Raw genomic sequence first — 15509 nt, forward strand, 5'->3', positions numbered from 1 at the left:
ACGTACGGCGAACCGCCGGCGTTGTTGACCACCACGTCGAGCCGGCCGTGCTTCTCGACGATGGCGTCGATCAGCGCCTTGACGGCGTCGTCGTCGCGGACGTCGCAGGAATGGAACTCATAGGGCAACCCCTCGACGGCCCGCCGCGCACAGGTGACGACGGTCGCGCCCTGCCCGGCGAAGACCGAGCTGATGCCGGCGCCCACGCCGCGGACCCCCCCGGTGACCAGAACCACCCGGCCGGCCAGCCCCAAGTCGATGGCGTCGGGTACTTCGGCGCGAGTCACTGTGCTAGCGTACCAAGCAAGTGCTTGCTTAGGTAGTTACCCCACAAGGAAGTGGCACCTTGCCCATCACATCCACAACCACCGAACCGGGCATCGTCGCGGTCACCGTCGACTTCCCCCCGGTCAACGCCATCCCGTCACGCGGCTGGTTCGAACTGGCCGACGTCATCACGGCCGCCGGCCACGATCCCGAGACCCACGTCGTCATCCTGCGGGCCGAGGGCCGCGGGTTCAACGCCGGGGTCGACATCAAGGAGATGCAGCGCACCGAGGGATTCACCGCGCTGATCGACGCCATCGTCGAGAAGCACGGCCGGCTCGACGTGGTGGTCAACAACGCCGGCGGTTCGCCGTACGTTCTGACCGCGGAATCCAGCGCGAAGTTCAACCGCAAGATCATCGAGCTCAACCTGCTTGGCGCGCTGTCGGTTTCGCAGCACGCTAACGAGAAGATGCAACAGCAGGACCGTGGCGGGTCGATCATCAACATCTGCAGTCTGTCCGGTCGACGGCCGTCGCCCGGCACCGGCGCGTACGGGGCGGCCAAGGCCGGCCTGGAAAGCCTCACGCAGACGCTGGCCGTGGAGTGGGGGCCGAAGGTCCGGGTGAACGCCTGCGTGGTCGGCATGGTGGAGACCGAGCAGTCCGAACTGTTCTACGGTGACGCCGAGTCCATCGCCGCGATCTCGAAGAACGTGCCCCTGGGCCGGTTGGCCAAACCCGACGATATCGGTTGGGCCGCGGCATTTTTGGCATCGGCCGCCGCGTCCTACATCAGTGGCGCCTCGCTGGAGGTGCACGGCGGTGGCGAGCCGCCGCACTACCTGGCCACCACGAACGCCAGCGCGATCAAGTAGAGGAGACACGAACAATGGGAGTGGTTGACGGCCGCGTCGTCATCGTCACCGGAGCGGGCGGCGGTATCGGTCGCGCGCATGCGCTGGCCTTCGCGGCCGAGGGCGCGCGCGTGGTGGTCAACGACATCGGCGTGGGCCTCGACGGTTCACCGGCCGGTGGCGGCAGCGCTGCCCAGGGCGTGGTCGACGAAATCACCGCGGCCGGTGGCGAAGCCGTCGCCGACGGATCCAACGTCGCCGACTGGAACCAGGCGGCCGGCCTGATCCGAACGGCCATCGAGACCTTCGGCGGGCTCGACGTTCTGGTCAACAACGCGGGCATCGTGCGCGACCGGATGATGGCCAACACCAGCGAGGAGGAGTTCGACGCCGTCATCGCCGTGCATCTCAAGGGTCACTTCGCCACGATGCGGCACGCGGCGTCGTACTGGCGCGGGCTGTCCAAAGAGGGCAAGGCCGTCGACGCGCGGATCGTCAACACCAGTTCGGGCGCCGGCCTGCAGGGCAGCGTCGGACAGGGCAACTACAGCGCAGCCAAGGCGGGCATCGCCGCGATGACGCTGGTGGGTGCCGCCGAAATGGGACGCTACGGCGTCACCGTCAACGCCATCGCACCGTCGGCGCGCACCCGCATGACGGAGACCGTCTTCGCCGAGATGATGGCAACGCAGGACCAGGATTTCGACGCGATGGCGCCCGAGAACGTCTCGCCGCTGGTGGTGTGGCTGGGCAGCGCCGAATCCCGCGACGTCACCGGGAAGGTGTTCGAGGTCGAGGGCGGCAAGATCCGGGTCGCGGAGGGCTGGGCGCACGGGCCGCAGATCGACAAGGGTGCAAGATGGGACCCCGCGGAATTGGGGCCCGTCGTCGCCGAGCTGCTCGCCAAGGCGCGCCCACCGGTCCCGGTGTACGGCGCCTAGTGCCTTGCGCCGAACGTGTACTCAGCGCGACGTTTCGGTCGATTTGTTGCCCTGACTACACGCTCGGGGCGACGGCCGCGCCCGCCTAACCCGCCGGGTCGCAGATCACCACCGGGATCACCCGATCGGTCCAGGACCGGTAGTCGCCGAACGACGGGTACATGGCGTCCAGCTTCGGCCAGTACTCCGCGCGCTCGGCCTCGGTGGCATCGCGGGCCTGCAGATGCAGCACCTCGTCCTTGATCTGGACCGAGACTTTTGGATTGGCCTTTAGGTTGAGGTACCACAGCGGGTGTTTGTCGCTGCCGCCCTTCGATGCGACCAATACCACCCGGTTCCCTTCGCGCAGGTAGAGCAGCGGGCTCACGCGAGGTTCACCCGTTTTGCGGCCCGTCGTGGTGAGCAGCGCGACCGGAGCGTTCTGGAAGGTGCCGCCGAATCTCCCGTTGCTCAGCCGGTAGATCCACGTGTTGCCCTTGGCCATCCACTTGATGATGAAGCCGACCCAAGGCGCATTCAAAGAGCGTGGCTTCGGTTTGGGCATGTGGGTCCTTAGCGCTGGATAAACGGTTGGAAGCGAACCTTGATGTGGTGGATTTCGGCTTTCCCGCTTGGGCTTTCGGCGGGAATCACGAACATCTCTTCGACCCGCGCGGCCAGCCGCCGGGCGCCGAACGCCGCCTTGGTCAGCACGGTATACGCCGCGTGCACCGCGTCGCCCTCGATCCGGTAGTCGGGCGGCGTGGTGTCGGCGAGCAATCGGTACTGAGCCCCGCGATTGAGGCTGCGGCGCAGGTGGTTTCCGGAGAACCCGTTCTTGATCCCCTGCTCGACGCGGGTGCATCGGGCGGCGAACGGAACGGAGTCACCGTCATGGCTGACGAGCGCGTCGATGTACGACTGCGCCGCGGCGATGCGGCTGGATTCGGAGACGATCAAGACGGGCTAGATGCGCTCGATGATCGTGCCGGTGGACAGGGCGCCGCCCGCGCACATGGTGATGAGCGCGGTGCTCTGGTCGGTGCGCTCCAGCTCGTGCAGCGCGGTGGTGATCAGCCGGCTGCCGGTGCTGCCCACCGGGTGGCCCAACGCGATGGCCCCGCCGTTGACGTTGACCCGCGCCATGTCGGGCTCGTGCACCCGCGCCCACGACAGCACAACGGACGCGAACGCCTCGTTGATCTCGACGAGGTCGATGTCACCCATCTTCATGCCGGCCTTCTCCAGCACCTTGGCCGTCGACTGCACCGGGCCGTCCAGGTGGTAGTAGGGCTCGGCGCCGACCAGCGCCTGGCTGACGATGCGTGCCCGCGGACGCAGCCCGAGAGCCTTGGCCTTGTCCTCGTCCATCCACAGCACGGCCGCGGCCCCGTCGGAGATCTGCGAGGACGTTCCCGCGGTGTGAAACCCGCCCTCGATGACCGGCTTGAGCGCGGAAAGGCCCGAGAGCGTGGTTTCGCGCAGGCCCTGGTCGCGGGAGATGGTGACCCGCTCCGAGGTCGGTTGCTTGTTCTCGTCCAGTGCCGGCGCCTCGATCGGCGAGATCTCGCGATCGAAACGGCCCTCCTCCCACGCCTGCTTGGCCTTGGCCTGGGACTGGTACCCCAACTCGTCGAGGTCGTCGCGGGTGATGCCACGCCGCTTGGCGATCCGCTCGGCCGCGGTGAACTGGTCGGGCAGGTCGATGTCCCACGACGCGGGCCGCAGGATGCTGCGGTCGGGGCCCGCATTGGCGCCGAGGCCGACGCGGCTCATGGCCTCGATGCCGCACGCGATACCGACGTCGATGGCGCCCGCCGCGATCAGGCCGGCGATCAGGCCGTTGGCCTGCTGGCTGCTGCCGCACTGGCAGTCCACGGTCGTGGCGCCGACGTGGTCCGGCAGCCCGGCGACCAGCCAGCTAACCCTGGTGATGTTGTTGGACTGCTCGCCGAACTGCGTCACGCAGCCGCCGATCACCTGTTCGACATCGCCCGCGTCGATGCCGGCCTTCTCCACTAGTGCCTTCTGCACCGCACCGAGAAGCTCGGTGGCGTGCAGTCCTGACAGCCAGCCGTTCCGCTTGCCGATCGGGCTGCGGGTGGCTTCGACGATTACCGGGTTACCCATTCCGTCAGGCTAGAACACGTTTCATTACTCTGACAAGCGAGGATGATGACCTGCCTTTTATCTGCCTAGGAGCCGTGTTTTACTGGCACTAGAACACGTTGCAATTGAGGAGCGCACACATCATGGCACCCCCCAACATTCCCGCCGACTTCGACTTCCTGGACCCCGACGTCAACCTCGCGGGCTTGCCCGTGGAGGAACTCGCCTTGCTGCGCAAGGCGGAACCGATCCACTGGGTCGACATCCCGAACGGCGCGGGCGGGTTCGAGGACCACGGCTATTGGATCGTCACCAAGCACGCCGACGTCAAGGAGGTGTCGAAACGCAGCGACATCTTCTCCAGCTGGATGAACGGCGCCATCCCGACCTGGCCGCCGGAGATGAAGCGCGAGCAGGTCGAACTGCAGCGCAGCGTCATGCTCAACATGGACGCGCCGCACCACACGCGGCTGCGCAAGATCATCTCCCGCGGGTTCACGCCGCGGGCCATCGGGCGGCTGGAAGCCGAACTGGCCCAGCGCGCCCAGAACATCGCCAAGACGGCCGCGGCCGAGGGCAGCGGCGACTTCGTCGAGCAGGTCTCGTGCGAGCTGCCGCTGCAGGCCATCGCCGGCCTGCTCGGCGTCCCGCAGGAGGATCGCGACAAGCTGTTCCGCTGGTCCAACGAGATGACCGGCGGCACCGACCCCGAGTACGCCCACGTCGATCCGGCCCAGTCGTCCATGGAGCTGATCACGTACGCGATGGCCATGGCGGAGGAGCGGGGCAAGAACCCCACCGACGACATCGTCACCACGCTCGTCCAAGCCGACATCGAGGGTGAAAAGCTCTCCGATGACGAGTTCGGTTTCTTCGTGGTCATGCTCGCCGTCGCGGGCAACGAGACCACGCGGAACTCGATCACCCACGGCATGATCGCCATGGCGAACAACCCCGATCAATGGGAGCTCTTCAAGAAGGAGCGCCCGTCGACCACCGCCGACGAGATCATCCGGTGGGCCACCCCGGTATCGGCCTTCCAGCGCACCGCCAGCGAGGACACCGAGCTGGCCGGCGTGCAGATCAAGAAGGGCCAGCGTGTGGTGATGTCCTACCGTTCGGCCAATTTCGACGAAGAGGTCTTCGAGGACCCGCACACCTTCAACATCCTGCGCGACCCGAACCCCCACGTCGGTTTCGGTGGAACGGGTGCGCACTACTGCATCGGCGCGAACCTGGCGCGCATGACCATCAACCTGATCTTCAACGCTGTCGCCGACCACATGCCGGACCTCACGCCGATCGGCGAGCCCGAGCGGCTGCGGTCGGGCTGGCTCAACGGGATCAAGCACTGGCAGGTCGACTACGCCGGAACCGCGCGGTGACGTCCTGATGGACTTCAACCTGACCGCGACGCAACAGGCCGTCGCCGACGTGGTGACTTCGGTGCTGGGCCGGGACCTGAGCTGGGACGCGTTGGTCAGTGGGGGCGTGACCGCGCTGCCGGTGCCCGAGCGGCTCGGCGGCGACGGCGTGGGGCTGCCCGAGGTCGCCACGGTGCTGACCGAGGCGGGCCGCCACGGCGCCATCACGCCCGCGCTGGCCACGCTCGGCTTCGGTGTGGTGCCGCTGCTCGACCTGGCATCCGAGGAGCAGCAGGACCGTTTCCTGGCCGGCGTCACCAAGGGCGGCGTGCTGACGGCCGCCCTGAACGAGCCCGGCACCGCGCTGCCCGACCGGCCGTCGGCCACCTTCGCCGGCGGGCGGCTGTCGGGTACCAAGGTCGGCGTCGGCTATGCCGCACAAGCGGGTTGGATGACCGTCACCGCGGACAGCGCGGTCGTCGTCGTGTCGCCAAAGGCCGACGGCGTCCAGTTGGTCCAGACCCCGACGTCGAGCGGCGCCGAAGAATACACGGTGACGTTCGCCGACGTCGCCGTCGGCGACTCCGACGTCCTGGCTGGCGCCACGGCGTCTCGAGTCAACCAGCTGGCGCTGGCGGCCATCGGCGCCTACGCCGACGGGTTGGTGGCCGGGGCGCTGCGCCTCACCGCGGACTACGTGGCCAACCGCAAGCAGTTCGGCAAGCCACTGTCGACGTTCCAGACCGTCGCGGCCCAGCTCGCCGAGGTGTACATCGCCTCGCGCACCATCGATTTGGCGGCGAAGTCGGTCGCGTGGCGGCTGTCGGAAGGCCGGGACGCCGACGATGATCTGGATGTCCTCGGGTACTGGATCGCCTCGCAGGCTGCGCCGGTGATGCAGCTCTGCCACCACCTGCACGGCGGCATGGGGATGGACATCACCTATCCGATGCACCGGTACTATTCCACGATCAAAGACCTGACCCGGCTGCTGGGTGGGCCTTCTCATCGTCTCGACCTGGTGGGAGCGCAATGTTCATAGACCTGACTCCAGAGCAGCGCCAGCTGCAGGCGGAACTACGCGAATACTTCTCGAACCTCATCTCGTCCGACGAGATGAAGGCGATGGAGCAGGACCGTCACAACGAGGCCTACCGCGCCGTGATCCGGCGGATGGGCAAGGACCGCAAGCTCGGGGTCGGGTGGCCAAAGGAGTTCGGCGGCTTGGGCTTCGGGCCGATCGAGCAGTCGATTTTCGTCAACGAGGCGCATCGGGCCGACGTGCCACTGCCCGCCGTGACGTTGCAGACCGTCGGCCCGACTCTGCAACAGTTCGGCAGCGAGCTGCAGAAGAAGAAGTTCCTGCCGGCGATCCTGGCGGGTGAGGTTCACTTCGCGATCGGTTACAGCGAGCCCGAGGCGGGGACCGACCTGGCTTCGCTGCGCACCACCGCCGTGCGCCACGGTGACGAGTACATCGTCAACGGCCAGAAGATGTGGACCACCGGCGGACACGACGCGGACTACATCTGGCTGGCCTGCCGCACGGACCCGGAAGCGGTGAAACACAAGGGCATCTCGATCCTGATCGTCGACACCAAGGACCCGGGCTACTCGTGGACGCCCGTCATCCTGTCCGACGGCGCCCACCACACCAACGCGACCTACTACAACGACGTGCGGGTGCCCGCCGACATGCTGGTCGGCGAGGAGAACGGCGGGTGGAAACTGATCACCACCCAGCTCAACAACGAACGGGTCATGCTGGGCCCCGCCGGTCGCATCGCCGGGATCTACGACCGGGTGCACGCCTGGGCGTCCAAGCCGGGTGCGGACGGGGTCACGCCGATCGACCACGCCGACGTCAAGCGCGCGCTCGGCGAGATCCACGCGACGTGGCGGATCAACGAGCTGCTGAACTGGCAGGTGGCCGCCGCGGGCGAGGATATCAATGTGGCCGACGCCGCGTCGACGAAAGTCTTTGGCACTGAGCGCATCCAGCGCATCGGCCGACTGGCCGAGGAGATCGTCGGCAAGTACGGCAACCCCGCCGAGGCGGCGACCGCCGAGCTGCTCAACTGGCTGGACTCGCAAACCAAGCGGAACCTGGTGATCACCTTCGGTGGAGGCGTGAACGAAGTCATGCGAGAGATGATCGCGGCCGCCGGCCTCAAAGTGCCCAGGGTTCCCCGGTGACCGACATCCAGGACGCCGTTGCGGAGATCAAGGCGGCCGGCGGCCCGAAGCCGCGCGCCGGCCGCGACCCGGTCAACCAGCCGATGATCAACAACTGGGTGGAGGCCATCGGCGACAACAACCCGATCTACGTCGACGAGGCCGCGGCCCGCGCCGTCGGGCACCCGGGAATCGTGGCCCCGCCGGCCATGATTCAGGTGTGGACCATGTTCGGCCTGGGCGGAGAACGTCCGAAGGACGACCCGATGGGCCCCATCATGCAGTTGTTCGACGACGCGGGCTACATCGGCGTCGTCGCCACCAACTGCGAACAGACCTACCACCGTTACCTGCAGCCCGGTGAGCACGTCAGCATCACCTCCGAGATGGGCGACGTGGTCGGCCCCAAGCAGACCGGCCTGGGCGAGGGCTACTTCATCAACCAGCACATCATCTGGCGGGTGGGCGACGAGGACGTCGCCGAGATGAATTGGCGCATCCTCAAGTTCAAACCGCGCGAGTCGGAGGCCGCGTCGTCCTCGGTGCCCGCGGACCTGGATCCCGACGCGATGATGAGGCCCGCGTCGTCGCGCGACACGGCCTTCTTCTGGGAGGGCGTCAAGGCGCACGAGCTGAGGATCCAGCGCCGGCCCGACGGCAGCCTGCAGCACCCCCCGGTGCCGGCGGTATGGCAGGACAAAGCCGCCCCGATCGACTACGTGGTGGCTTCCGGCAAGGGCACGGTGTTCAGTTTCGTCGTGCACCATGCACCGAAGGTGCCGGGCCGCACGCTGCCGTTCGTGATCGCGTTGGTCGAGCTCGACGAGGGCGTGCGAATGCTGGGCGAGCTGCGCGGGGTCGACCCCGCCGCCGTGGAGATTGGAATGCCGGTGCGCGCAACCTATATCGACTTTCCGTCGGGCGACACCGGCCCGGAGTGGACACTGTATGCCTGGGAGCCCGAGGCATGAGTGCACCGGCCATCGAAGTCGGCACCGTGTTGCCCGAGCTGCAGCTACACGGCGATCCGACCTTCATCATCTCGACGGCCCTGGCCACCCGTGACTTCCAGGACGTGCACCACGACCGGGATCTGGCGCAGGCCAAAGGGTCGAAGGACATCTTCGTCAACATCTTGACCGACACGGGGCTGGTGCAGCGCTACGTCACCGACTGGGCCGGCCCGTCCGCGCTTATCAAGTCGATCGGGCTGCGGCTCGGGGTGCCGTGGTACGCCTACGACACGGTCACCTTCTCCGGCGAGGTGACCGCCGTGGACGACGGCCTGATCACGGTGAAGGTGTTCGGGCGCAACAGCCTCGGCGACCACGTGATCGCGACGGTGACGCTGACGATGGGGGACTCCTAGATGTCAGCGGGCTTACTGAGTGGCCGGGCCGCGATCGTCGGCATCGGTGCCACCGACTTCTCTAAGGACTCGGGCCGCAGCGAGCTGCGGCTCGCGGCCGAGGCCGTCTTGGACGCGTTGGACGACGCCGGTCTGACCCCGGCGGACGTCGACGGGCTGACCACCTTCACGATGGACACCAACAACGAGACGGCGGTGGCGCGGGCCGTCGGCATCGGTGACCTGAAGTTCTTCTCGCAGATCGGCTACGGCGGCGGCGCCGCCTGCGCGACCGTTCAGCAGGCCGCGATCGCCGTCGCCACCGGGGTGGCCGACGTCGTGGTGGCGTACCGGGCGTTCAACGAACGCTCGGGCATGCGGTTTGGTCAGGTGCAGACCCGGCTGGCGGGCGACGCACGCGCACAGGCGGATTCGACCGCTGCGGACAACTCGTTCTCCTACCCGCACGGGCTCTCGACCCCGGCCGCGCAGGTCGCCATGATCGCGCGGCGCTACATGCACCTGTCCGGTGCGACCAGCCGCGACTTCGGTGCGATCTCGGTGGCCGACCGAAAGCACGCCGCCAAGAACCCGAAGGCCTACTTCTACGAGAAGCCGATAACCATTGACGATCACCAGAATTCGCGGTGGATCGCCGAGCCGCTGCGGCTGCTGGACTGCTGCCAGGAGACCGACGGCGCGGTCGCGATCGTGGTGACCTCGGTGGAACGCGCGCGGGACCTCAAGCAGCGGCCGGCCGTCATCGAGGCGGCGTCGCAGGGCTCGAGCCCCGACCAGTACACGATGGTCAGCTATTACCGACCGGAACTGGGCCTGCCCGAGATGGGCGTGGTGGGACAGCAGCTGTGGCAGCAGTCCGGCCTGAAGCCATCCGACATCCAGACCGCCATCCTGTACGACCACTTCACGCCCTTCACGCTGATCCAGTTGGAGGAGTTGGGATTCTGCGGTCGCGGCGAGGCGAAGGACTTCATCGCCGACGGTGCGATCGAGATCGGTGGGCGGCTTCCCATCAACACGCACGGCGGCCAACTCGGCGAGGCGTACATCCACGGCATGAACGGGATCGCCGAGGGTGTGCGGCAGCTGCGCGGCACCTCGGTTAACCCGGTACCCGACGTCGAGCACGTTCTGGTCACCGCGGGCACCGGCGTCCCCACCTCGGGTCTGATCCTCGGCTAGGGCCACGGCCCTTCCCCTTCGCGGCCCGACGAGTGTGAAGATAGTTTCACAGTGGACGACCAGCGTGAAACTAACTTCACGCTCGACGAGTGAAGTGACGCTGCGAGTGACACATGCGACGCTGCCGTCGTGGGTGAGCCGTTCCTTGGCAGTGAGGCCGTTGCTCGCGGCGCCTTGACCAGAGGGCAGCTCGGCACTGGTTATCTCCGACTGTTCCGAGATGTGTACGTCGTCCGCGATTCGGACATCACTGCCGCGCTTCGCGCGAGGGCCGGTTGGTTGTGGACCGGGCGCCAGGGCGTGGTCGCCGGGTTCTCCGCGGCAGCGCTGCACGGAAGCAAATGGGTCGATGGCACCACCGTGGTGGACCTCCTTCACGACAACCGCCATCGTCAGGCCGGGATCAGGGTCCACGGGGACCGGATCGAGGACGATGAGGTTGCCGTCATAGGCGGGATCCCGGTGACGTCGGTGGCCAGGACGGCGCTGGACCTCGGTTGCTGGTATCCGACTACCGCGGCAGTTGCCGGCATCGACGCTCTGGCTCGCGAAACGCGAATCAAGCCGGCGGATGTCGAGCTGCTTGCGGATAGGTACCCGGGCCGCCGAGGCATCGTTCGGGCGAGGGAGGTGATAGCGCTCTTCGACAGTGGTGCACAGTCTCCCAAGGAGTCTTGGCTACGCGTCGTGCTAGTCCAAGCGGGGCTGCCGAGGCCACAAACCCAGATTCCGGTGCGCGACGAATTTGGCAGCGTGATCGCGTATCTGGACATGGGTTGGGAAGAGGTGAAAGTCGCGGTGGAGTACGACGGCGAACAACACCGCAACGATCGTCGGCAATACACCCGGGACGTCCGGCGATTGGAGACCCTCGAGCGTCTCGGGTGGATCGTCGTAAGGGTGGTCACCGGCGACCGGCCGGCCGACATCATCAGCCGAGTGCGCGCGGCTCGTGCCCGTCGAGCGTGAAACTAGTTTCACGCTCGACGCCGAATGTGAAGCTGACTTCACGCTCGGCCCGAGCTGGGCGCTCAGCCAAACGAACCTACGCGGGCACGAGTTCGACGCCCGACAGCACCACCGCGTTGTCGCGCGAGGGCGCGACAACGCTGGCTAGCAGCCGCCCGTCTTCCTTCCAAATGCCGACGTTGAGGGTCTCACCGGGGAACGCCACACCGGCGAAGCGCGCGCCGTAGGCGGCCACCGCCCCGGCGTCGCCGTCCAGCATCGTGTCCACGATGGCTTTGCAGGTCATGCCATACGTGCACAGGCCGTGCAGGATGGGCCGCGGAAAGCCGTTCGCCGCAGCGAATTCCGGGTCGGAATGCAGCGGGTTGCGATCGCCGCAGAGCCGGTACAGCAGCGCCTGCTGCGGCAGGATCGGCACCGCGACCTCCACATCGGGGGCGCGGTCGGGCGCGGCGTCCGAGGAGGACGGTCCGCGCTCCCCACCGAAACCGCCCTCGCCGCGGGCGAAGATGGACCGCCGCTGCGTCCACAGCAGCGTGCCGTCGGGCGCGCTGACCGTCGTCTCGCTCCAGATCACCGCGGCCTTGCCCTTGTCCCAGATGTCGGTGAAGCGGGTGACAGCGCGGGCGGATCCCGAGGGCGGTAGCGGCCCGGGCACCTCCACCCGCTCGCTGGCGTGCAGCACCTTGCCCAGCTCGATGTCGATGCCGGGGAATTGTACGGTCGGCGGCTTGGTCATGTGGAACGAGGCCGCGACGTTGCCGAACGTCGGCAGGACCTGCGGTGTGTCGTCGACGAGGTAGCGCAGTTCGCGCGGGTCCATCGGATCCCCGCCGGCGCCCAGGGCCAAGTGGTAGAGCTGCACATCGCTGCTCGTCCAAGCGAAGTCGATGGGGTCCAGCTCGGCCGCAAGTGCGACGTCTACATCAATGGGCATGTCAGCCTTCCCCCGCTATGTGCAGTGCGGCCAGGTAGCCGAACGTCATGGCCGGGCCAATCGTGCCGCCCGGACCGGGATAGGTGTGTCCCATCACCGGGGCGCTGACATTGCCTGCGGCGTAAAGGCCTTCGATGATGGTGCCGTCGTCGCGGAGCGCGCGACCGTGGACGTCGGTGCGGACACCGCCCTTGGTGCCCAGGTCGCCCGGCACCATCTTGGCGGCGTAGTACGGCGCGTGCGTGAGTTCGCCGAGGTTCGGGTTCGGCTTGTTAGTCGGGTCGCCGTAGTAGCGGTCATACGCGCTCTCACCGCGGTGGTAGTCCTCGTCGACGCCCGACCTGGCGAAGCCGTTGAAGCGCGCCACCGTCGCGGTGAACTCGGCGACCGGAAGGCCGGCCTTCTGGGCCAGCTCCTCGAGAGTGTCGGCCTGGATGATGACTCCGGACTCCAGCCACTTGCGTGGAATGCGTTGTCCGGGCTGCAATCCTGCGAAGATGTAGCGGTCCCGGTACTGCTGGTCGAACACCAGCCACGCCGGGATGTTCTCGCCCGGCCCGGGGCCCTGGCCGTATTCCCCGCCGTACATGTGGTGGCAGGCCTCGACATAGGGCATGGACTCGTTCATGAACCGCTTGCCCGACATGTTGACGATGATCGATCCCGGCGAATTGCGTTCCGACAACGCGAACCACGGCGCGCCCACCAGCGGCACGGTGGGGCCCCACCAGGCGTCTTCCATCAGTTCCAGTGCGGCGCCCAGCTTTTCGGCGGCGACGATGCCGTCGCCGGTGTTGGCCTTGGCGCCCACTGTCCACTCGGTCGTGATCGGCGCGCGCTGGTACTTCACCCGCATCTGCTCGTTGTGCTCGAACCCGCCGGAGGCGAGGATCACGCCGCGCCGGGCCCGGATCAGCCGCGGCTCCGCGGATTCCGATGCGCCCGTGTCCCGAACATAGACGCCGCGCACCACGCCGTCCTCGACGTAGAGGTCGGTGAGCGCGGTGTTCAGCACTACCGGAACGCCGGCGCGTTGCAGCCCGATGCGCAGGGGACCGATCAACGCGCGGCCCATGCCCACCAGGTTCTTGCCGGTCGCCTTCGCCCACATCGTGCGGCCGCCGACCTTCAGGCTGCGCAGCACGCCCCGCGGGTGTCGCTTCAGCTGGTTTAGCCGCACGTAGTCCTGCTGCATCACAACGACATTGAGCGGGACCTTGCCGTACGCGGGCTCCAACCCGGGCATGTCGGCGCCCAGCTTGCGGGCGTCGAACGGCTTCGGCTCGATCGAGCGGCCCTCGGCGCGGCCGCCCGGTGCCTCGGGGTAATAGTCCGAGTAGCGCGGAACCCAGCACATTTTCAGCGGGGTGTGCTTCAGCACGAACGACAGCATTTCGGGCCCGCGGTCGAGGTAGGTGTCAATGCGTTCCGGTTCGACGATGTCACCCACGATGCCGTGCAGGTAGGTCCGGGCCGCCTCCGGATTGTCCCGGACGCCGTCGCGCTTGAGGACCTCGTTATTGGGGATCCAGACGCCGCCGCCCGACCGGGCGGTGGAGCCGCCGAAGTGGGCAGCCTTCTCTACGATTATAGTGGAGAGGCCGTTGTGGGCGGCGGTGAGGGCAGCCACCATGCCGGCTCCGCCGCTACCGACCACGACGACGTCGAGCTCCTGTGCTGTCATGTAGAACACGTTATAGAATTGCCAGGGCCGGGCGCTACTGGGCCGGTCACACGAACGAGGAGACGTCTACAGATGCTCAGTCTTGCGACGCGAGACGAGCTTGCTGCCGAACTGGCGCAGGCCGAGCGGAGCCGCGAGCCGATCGCCCCGCTGACCGCCGTCCACCCCGACATCGACGTGGTCGACGCGTACGAGATCCAGCTCATCAACATCCGCCAACGGGTGGCCGAGGGTGCTCGGGTGTTGGGGCACAAGGTGGGGCTGTCGTCGAAGGCGATCCAGCAGATGATGGGGGTCGACGAGCCCGACTATGGGCATTTGCTGGATGAGATGCAGTTGTTCGAGGACACCCCGGTCAAGGCGAACCGCTATCTGTGGCCGCGGGTGGAGGTGGAGGTGGGTTTCCTGCTGAACGCCGACCTGCCGGGGGCCGACTGCACGGAGGAGGATGTGCTGGCCGGCACCGAGGCGTTGGTGCCCTCGATCGAGTTGATCGACACCCGGATCACCGATTGGAAGATCGAGTTGTGCGACACCATCGCCGACAACGCCTCCTCGGCGGGCTTCGTGCTGGGCAAGGCCCGTGTCTCGCCGCGCGAGGTCGACGTCAAGGGCATCGATGCGGTGCTGCACTGCAACGGTGAGGTGGTCGCCAAGGGCCGCACCGACGCGGTGCTGGGCAACCCGGTCACCGCGGTGGCCTGGCTGGCGCGCAAGGTGGAGGGCTTCGGCGTGCGGTTGCGCAAAGGGGACCTGGTGTTGCCGGGATCGTGCACGCGCGCCATCGATGCGCACGCCGGTGACGAGTTTGTGGCCGACTTCACCGGCCTGGGCTCAGTTCGTTTGTCGTTCGAATAGTCTCGAATTAAATCGTCGGACTTAAATATCGAGAGCTTCGCGAAGGAGCGTCATGCCGGCTAAGGCGAGTGTGGCCATTGTCGGGTCGGGGAACATCAGTACTGACCTGCTGTACAAGCTGCTGCGATCCGACTGGTTGGAGCCGCGGTGGATGGTGGGTATCGATCCCGAGAGCGAGGGGCTGGCCCGGGCCCGCAAGCTGGGCTTGGAGACCACCCACAAGGGGGTGGACTGGTTGTTGGCCCGGTCGGAGAAGCCTGATCTGGTGTTCGAGGCCACCAGCGCCTACGTGCACCGCGACGCGGCACCCAGGTATGCGGCGGCCGGTATTCGGGCGATCGATTTGACCCCGGCGGCGGTGGGCCCGGCGGTGATCCCGCCGGCGAATCTGCGCCAGCATCTGGACGCGCCGAACGTCAACATGATCACCTGCGGGGGGCAGGCGACCATCCCCATCGTCTACGCGGTGAGCCGTGTGGTGGAGGTGCCGTACGCCGAGATCGTGGCGTCGGTGGCGTCGGTGTCGGCGGGTCCGGGGACGCGGGCCAACATTGATGAGTTCACCAAGACCACCAGCAAGGGTGTCGAAACCATCGGTGGCGCCGCGCGGGGTAAGGCGATCATCATCTTGAATCCGGCCGACCCGCCGATGATCATGCGCGACACCATCTTCTGCGCGATTCCCGAGGACGCCGACCGCGACGCGATCGCCCAGTCCATTCATGATGTGGTGGCCGAGGTGCAGACCTATGTGCCGGGCTATCGGCTGCTCAACGAGCCGCAGTTCGACGAGCCGTCGCTGCACTCCGGCGGGCAGGC

General features: G+C 67.2%; 17 protein-coding genes. 11 read left to right on the forward strand and 6 right to left on the reverse strand.

What is annotated here, in order from left to right:
* Positions 1 to 287: SDR family NAD(P)-dependent oxidoreductase (locus A5713_RS09240; RefSeq protein ID WP_156751694.1), on the reverse strand; the 287-nt coding region annotated here is incomplete at its 3' end.
* Positions 288 to 346: 59 nt separating this feature from the next.
* Here A5713_RS09240 and A5713_RS09245 point away from each other — a divergent pair.
* Together A5713_RS09245 and A5713_RS09250 are read left to right on the forward strand one after the other, a co-directional pair.
* Positions 347 to 1144: an SDR family oxidoreductase gene (locus A5713_RS09245; RefSeq protein ID WP_197516345.1), complete on the forward strand. Its 798-nt coding sequence runs from the start codon at positions 347 to 349 to the stop codon at positions 1142 to 1144.
* A 14-nt stretch (positions 1145 to 1158) separates the two neighbouring features.
* Complete coding sequence (locus tag A5713_RS09250; RefSeq protein ID WP_068094787.1) at positions 1159 to 2064, forward strand: SDR family oxidoreductase; 906 nt, start codon at positions 1159 to 1161, stop codon at positions 2062 to 2064.
* A gap of 85 nt (positions 2065 to 2149) precedes the next feature.
* On the opposite strand, the gene A5713_RS09255 is transcribed toward A5713_RS09250, so the two are convergent.
* Genes A5713_RS09255 through A5713_RS09265 form a run of 3 tightly spaced genes read right to left on the reverse strand, consistent with a single transcriptional unit; the run spans position 2150 to position 4173 of the window.
* The gene (locus tag A5713_RS09255) at positions 2150 to 2608 is read right to left on the reverse strand and encodes a nitroreductase family deazaflavin-dependent oxidoreductase (protein WP_068094789.1); all 459 of its coding nucleotides are present in this window, start codon (positions 2606 to 2608) and stop codon (positions 2150 to 2152) included.
* An 8-nt stretch (positions 2609 to 2616) separates the two neighbouring features.
* Entirely contained in the window at positions 2617 to 3003 is a 387-nt protein-coding gene (locus A5713_RS09260; RefSeq protein ID WP_067925412.1) for a hypothetical protein, read from the reverse strand.
* Positions 3004 to 3009: 6 nt separating this feature from the next.
* The gene (locus tag A5713_RS09265; protein WP_068094791.1) at positions 3010 to 4173 is read right to left on the reverse strand and encodes a steroid 3-ketoacyl-CoA thiolase; all 1164 of its coding nucleotides are present in this window, start codon (positions 4171 to 4173) and stop codon (positions 3010 to 3012) included.
* Between the two features lie 122 nt (positions 4174 to 4295).
* Here A5713_RS09265 and A5713_RS09270 point away from each other — a divergent pair, with 122 nt between their 5' ends.
* From A5713_RS09270 to A5713_RS09300, 7 genes are all read left to right on the forward strand, one after another.
* The gene (locus tag A5713_RS09270; protein WP_068094793.1) at positions 4296 to 5537 is read left to right on the forward strand and encodes a cytochrome P450; all 1242 of its coding nucleotides are present in this window, start codon (positions 4296 to 4298) and stop codon (positions 5535 to 5537) included.
* A gap of 7 nt (positions 5538 to 5544) precedes the next feature.
* Positions 5545 to 6558 carry an acyl-CoA dehydrogenase family protein gene (locus A5713_RS09275; protein WP_068094796.1) on the forward strand — a complete coding sequence of 338 codons (1014 nt, stop codon included), beginning with the start codon at positions 5545 to 5547 and terminating at the stop codon, positions 6556 to 6558.
* Positions 6549 to 7712 carry an acyl-CoA dehydrogenase FadE29 gene (gene fadE29 / locus A5713_RS09280; protein ID WP_068094799.1) on the forward strand — a complete coding sequence of 388 codons (1164 nt, stop codon included), beginning with the start codon at positions 6549 to 6551 and terminating at the stop codon, positions 7710 to 7712. Before A5713_RS09275 ends, fadE29 begins: the two co-directional genes overlap by 10 nt.
* Entirely contained in the window at positions 7709 to 8662 is a 954-nt protein-coding gene (locus tag A5713_RS09285) for a bifunctional MaoC family dehydratase N-terminal/OB-fold nucleic acid binding domain-containing protein (RefSeq protein ID WP_068094803.1), read from the forward strand. The genes fadE29 and A5713_RS09285 overlap by 4 nt, the downstream gene beginning before the upstream one ends.
* On the forward strand, positions 8659 to 9060 hold the full coding sequence (locus A5713_RS09290; RefSeq protein ID WP_067925429.1) for a MaoC family dehydratase: 402 nt from the start codon (positions 8659 to 8661) through the stop codon (positions 9058 to 9060). Before A5713_RS09285 ends, A5713_RS09290 begins: the two co-directional genes overlap by 4 nt.
* A complete protein-coding gene (locus A5713_RS09295; RefSeq protein WP_067925432.1) occupies positions 9061 to 10242 on the forward strand; it encodes a lipid-transfer protein in 1182 nt (393 codons plus the stop codon). It abuts the gene before it with no gap.
* A gap of 129 nt (positions 10243 to 10371) precedes the next feature.
* Positions 10372 to 11211 carry a DUF559 domain-containing protein gene (locus tag A5713_RS09300; protein WP_068094807.1) on the forward strand — a complete coding sequence of 280 codons (840 nt, stop codon included), beginning with the start codon at positions 10372 to 10374 and terminating at the stop codon, positions 11209 to 11211.
* A 76-nt stretch (positions 11212 to 11287) separates the two neighbouring features.
* On the opposite strand, the gene A5713_RS09305 is transcribed toward A5713_RS09300, so the two are convergent.
* Together A5713_RS09305 and kstD are read right to left on the reverse strand one after the other, a co-directional pair.
* On the reverse strand, positions 11288 to 12148 hold the full coding sequence (locus A5713_RS09305) for a MaoC/PaaZ C-terminal domain-containing protein (RefSeq protein WP_068094809.1): 861 nt from the start codon (positions 12146 to 12148) through the stop codon (positions 11288 to 11290).
* 1 nt (position 12149) lies between these two features.
* Positions 12150 to 13832 (reverse strand): 3-oxosteroid 1-dehydrogenase, encoded by a 1683-nt coding sequence (kstD, locus tag A5713_RS09310; protein ID WP_068094826.1) that lies wholly within the window; start codon positions 13830 to 13832, stop codon positions 12150 to 12152.
* Between the two features lie 72 nt (positions 13833 to 13904).
* On the opposite strand from kstD, the gene A5713_RS09315 reads away from it, so the two are divergent.
* Entirely contained in the window at positions 13905 to 14690 is a 786-nt protein-coding gene (locus A5713_RS09315) for a 2-keto-4-pentenoate hydratase (RefSeq protein ID WP_068094814.1), read from the forward strand.
* Between the two features lie 52 nt (positions 14691 to 14742).
* Positions 14743 to 15509 (forward strand): acetaldehyde dehydrogenase (acetylating) (locus A5713_RS09320; protein ID WP_068094819.1); only part of this gene is annotated, 767 nt, incomplete at its 3' end.

It is taken from the genome of Mycobacterium sp. E2497, assembly GCF_001668695.1.
Lineage (GTDB): Bacteria > Actinomycetota > Actinomycetes > Mycobacteriales > Mycobacteriaceae > Mycobacterium.

Bases quoted from the DNA above. Each gene is read 5' to 3' on its own strand.
- A5713_RS09265 (WP_068094791.1), bottom strand. From the start codon at position 4,173: ATGGGTAACCCGGTAATCGTCGAAGCCACCCGCAGCCCGATCGGCAAG.
- A5713_RS09250 (WP_068094787.1), top strand. From the start codon at position 1,159: ATGGGAGTGGTTGACGGCCGCGTCGTCATCGTCACCGGAGCGGGCGGC.
- A5713_RS09290 (WP_067925429.1), top strand. From the start codon at position 8,659: ATGAGTGCACCGGCCATCGAAGTCGGCACCGTGTTGCCCGAGCTGCAG.
- A5713_RS09295 (WP_067925432.1), top strand. From the start codon at position 9,061: ATGTCAGCGGGCTTACTGAGTGGCCGGGCCGCGATCGTCGGCATCGGT.
- A5713_RS09315 (WP_068094814.1), top strand. From the start codon at position 13,905: ATGCTCAGTCTTGCGACGCGAGACGAGCTTGCTGCCGAACTGGCGCAG.
- kstD (WP_068094826.1), bottom strand. From the start codon at position 13,832: ATGACAGCACAGGAGCTCGACGTCGTCGTGGTCGGTAGCGGCGGAGCC.
- A5713_RS09270 (WP_068094793.1), top strand. From the start codon at position 4,296: ATGGCACCCCCCAACATTCCCGCCGACTTCGACTTCCTGGACCCCGAC.
- A5713_RS09255 (WP_068094789.1), bottom strand. From the start codon at position 2,608: ATGCCCAAACCGAAGCCACGCTCTTTGAATGCGCCTTGGGTCGGCTTC.
- A5713_RS09275 (WP_068094796.1), top strand. From the start codon at position 5,545: ATGGACTTCAACCTGACCGCGACGCAACAGGCCGTCGCCGACGTGGTG.
- fadE29 (WP_068094799.1), top strand. From the start codon at position 6,549: ATGTTCATAGACCTGACTCCAGAGCAGCGCCAGCTGCAGGCGGAACTA.
- A5713_RS09305 (WP_068094809.1), bottom strand. From the start codon at position 12,148: ATGCCCATTGATGTAGACGTCGCACTTGCGGCCGAGCTGGACCCCATC.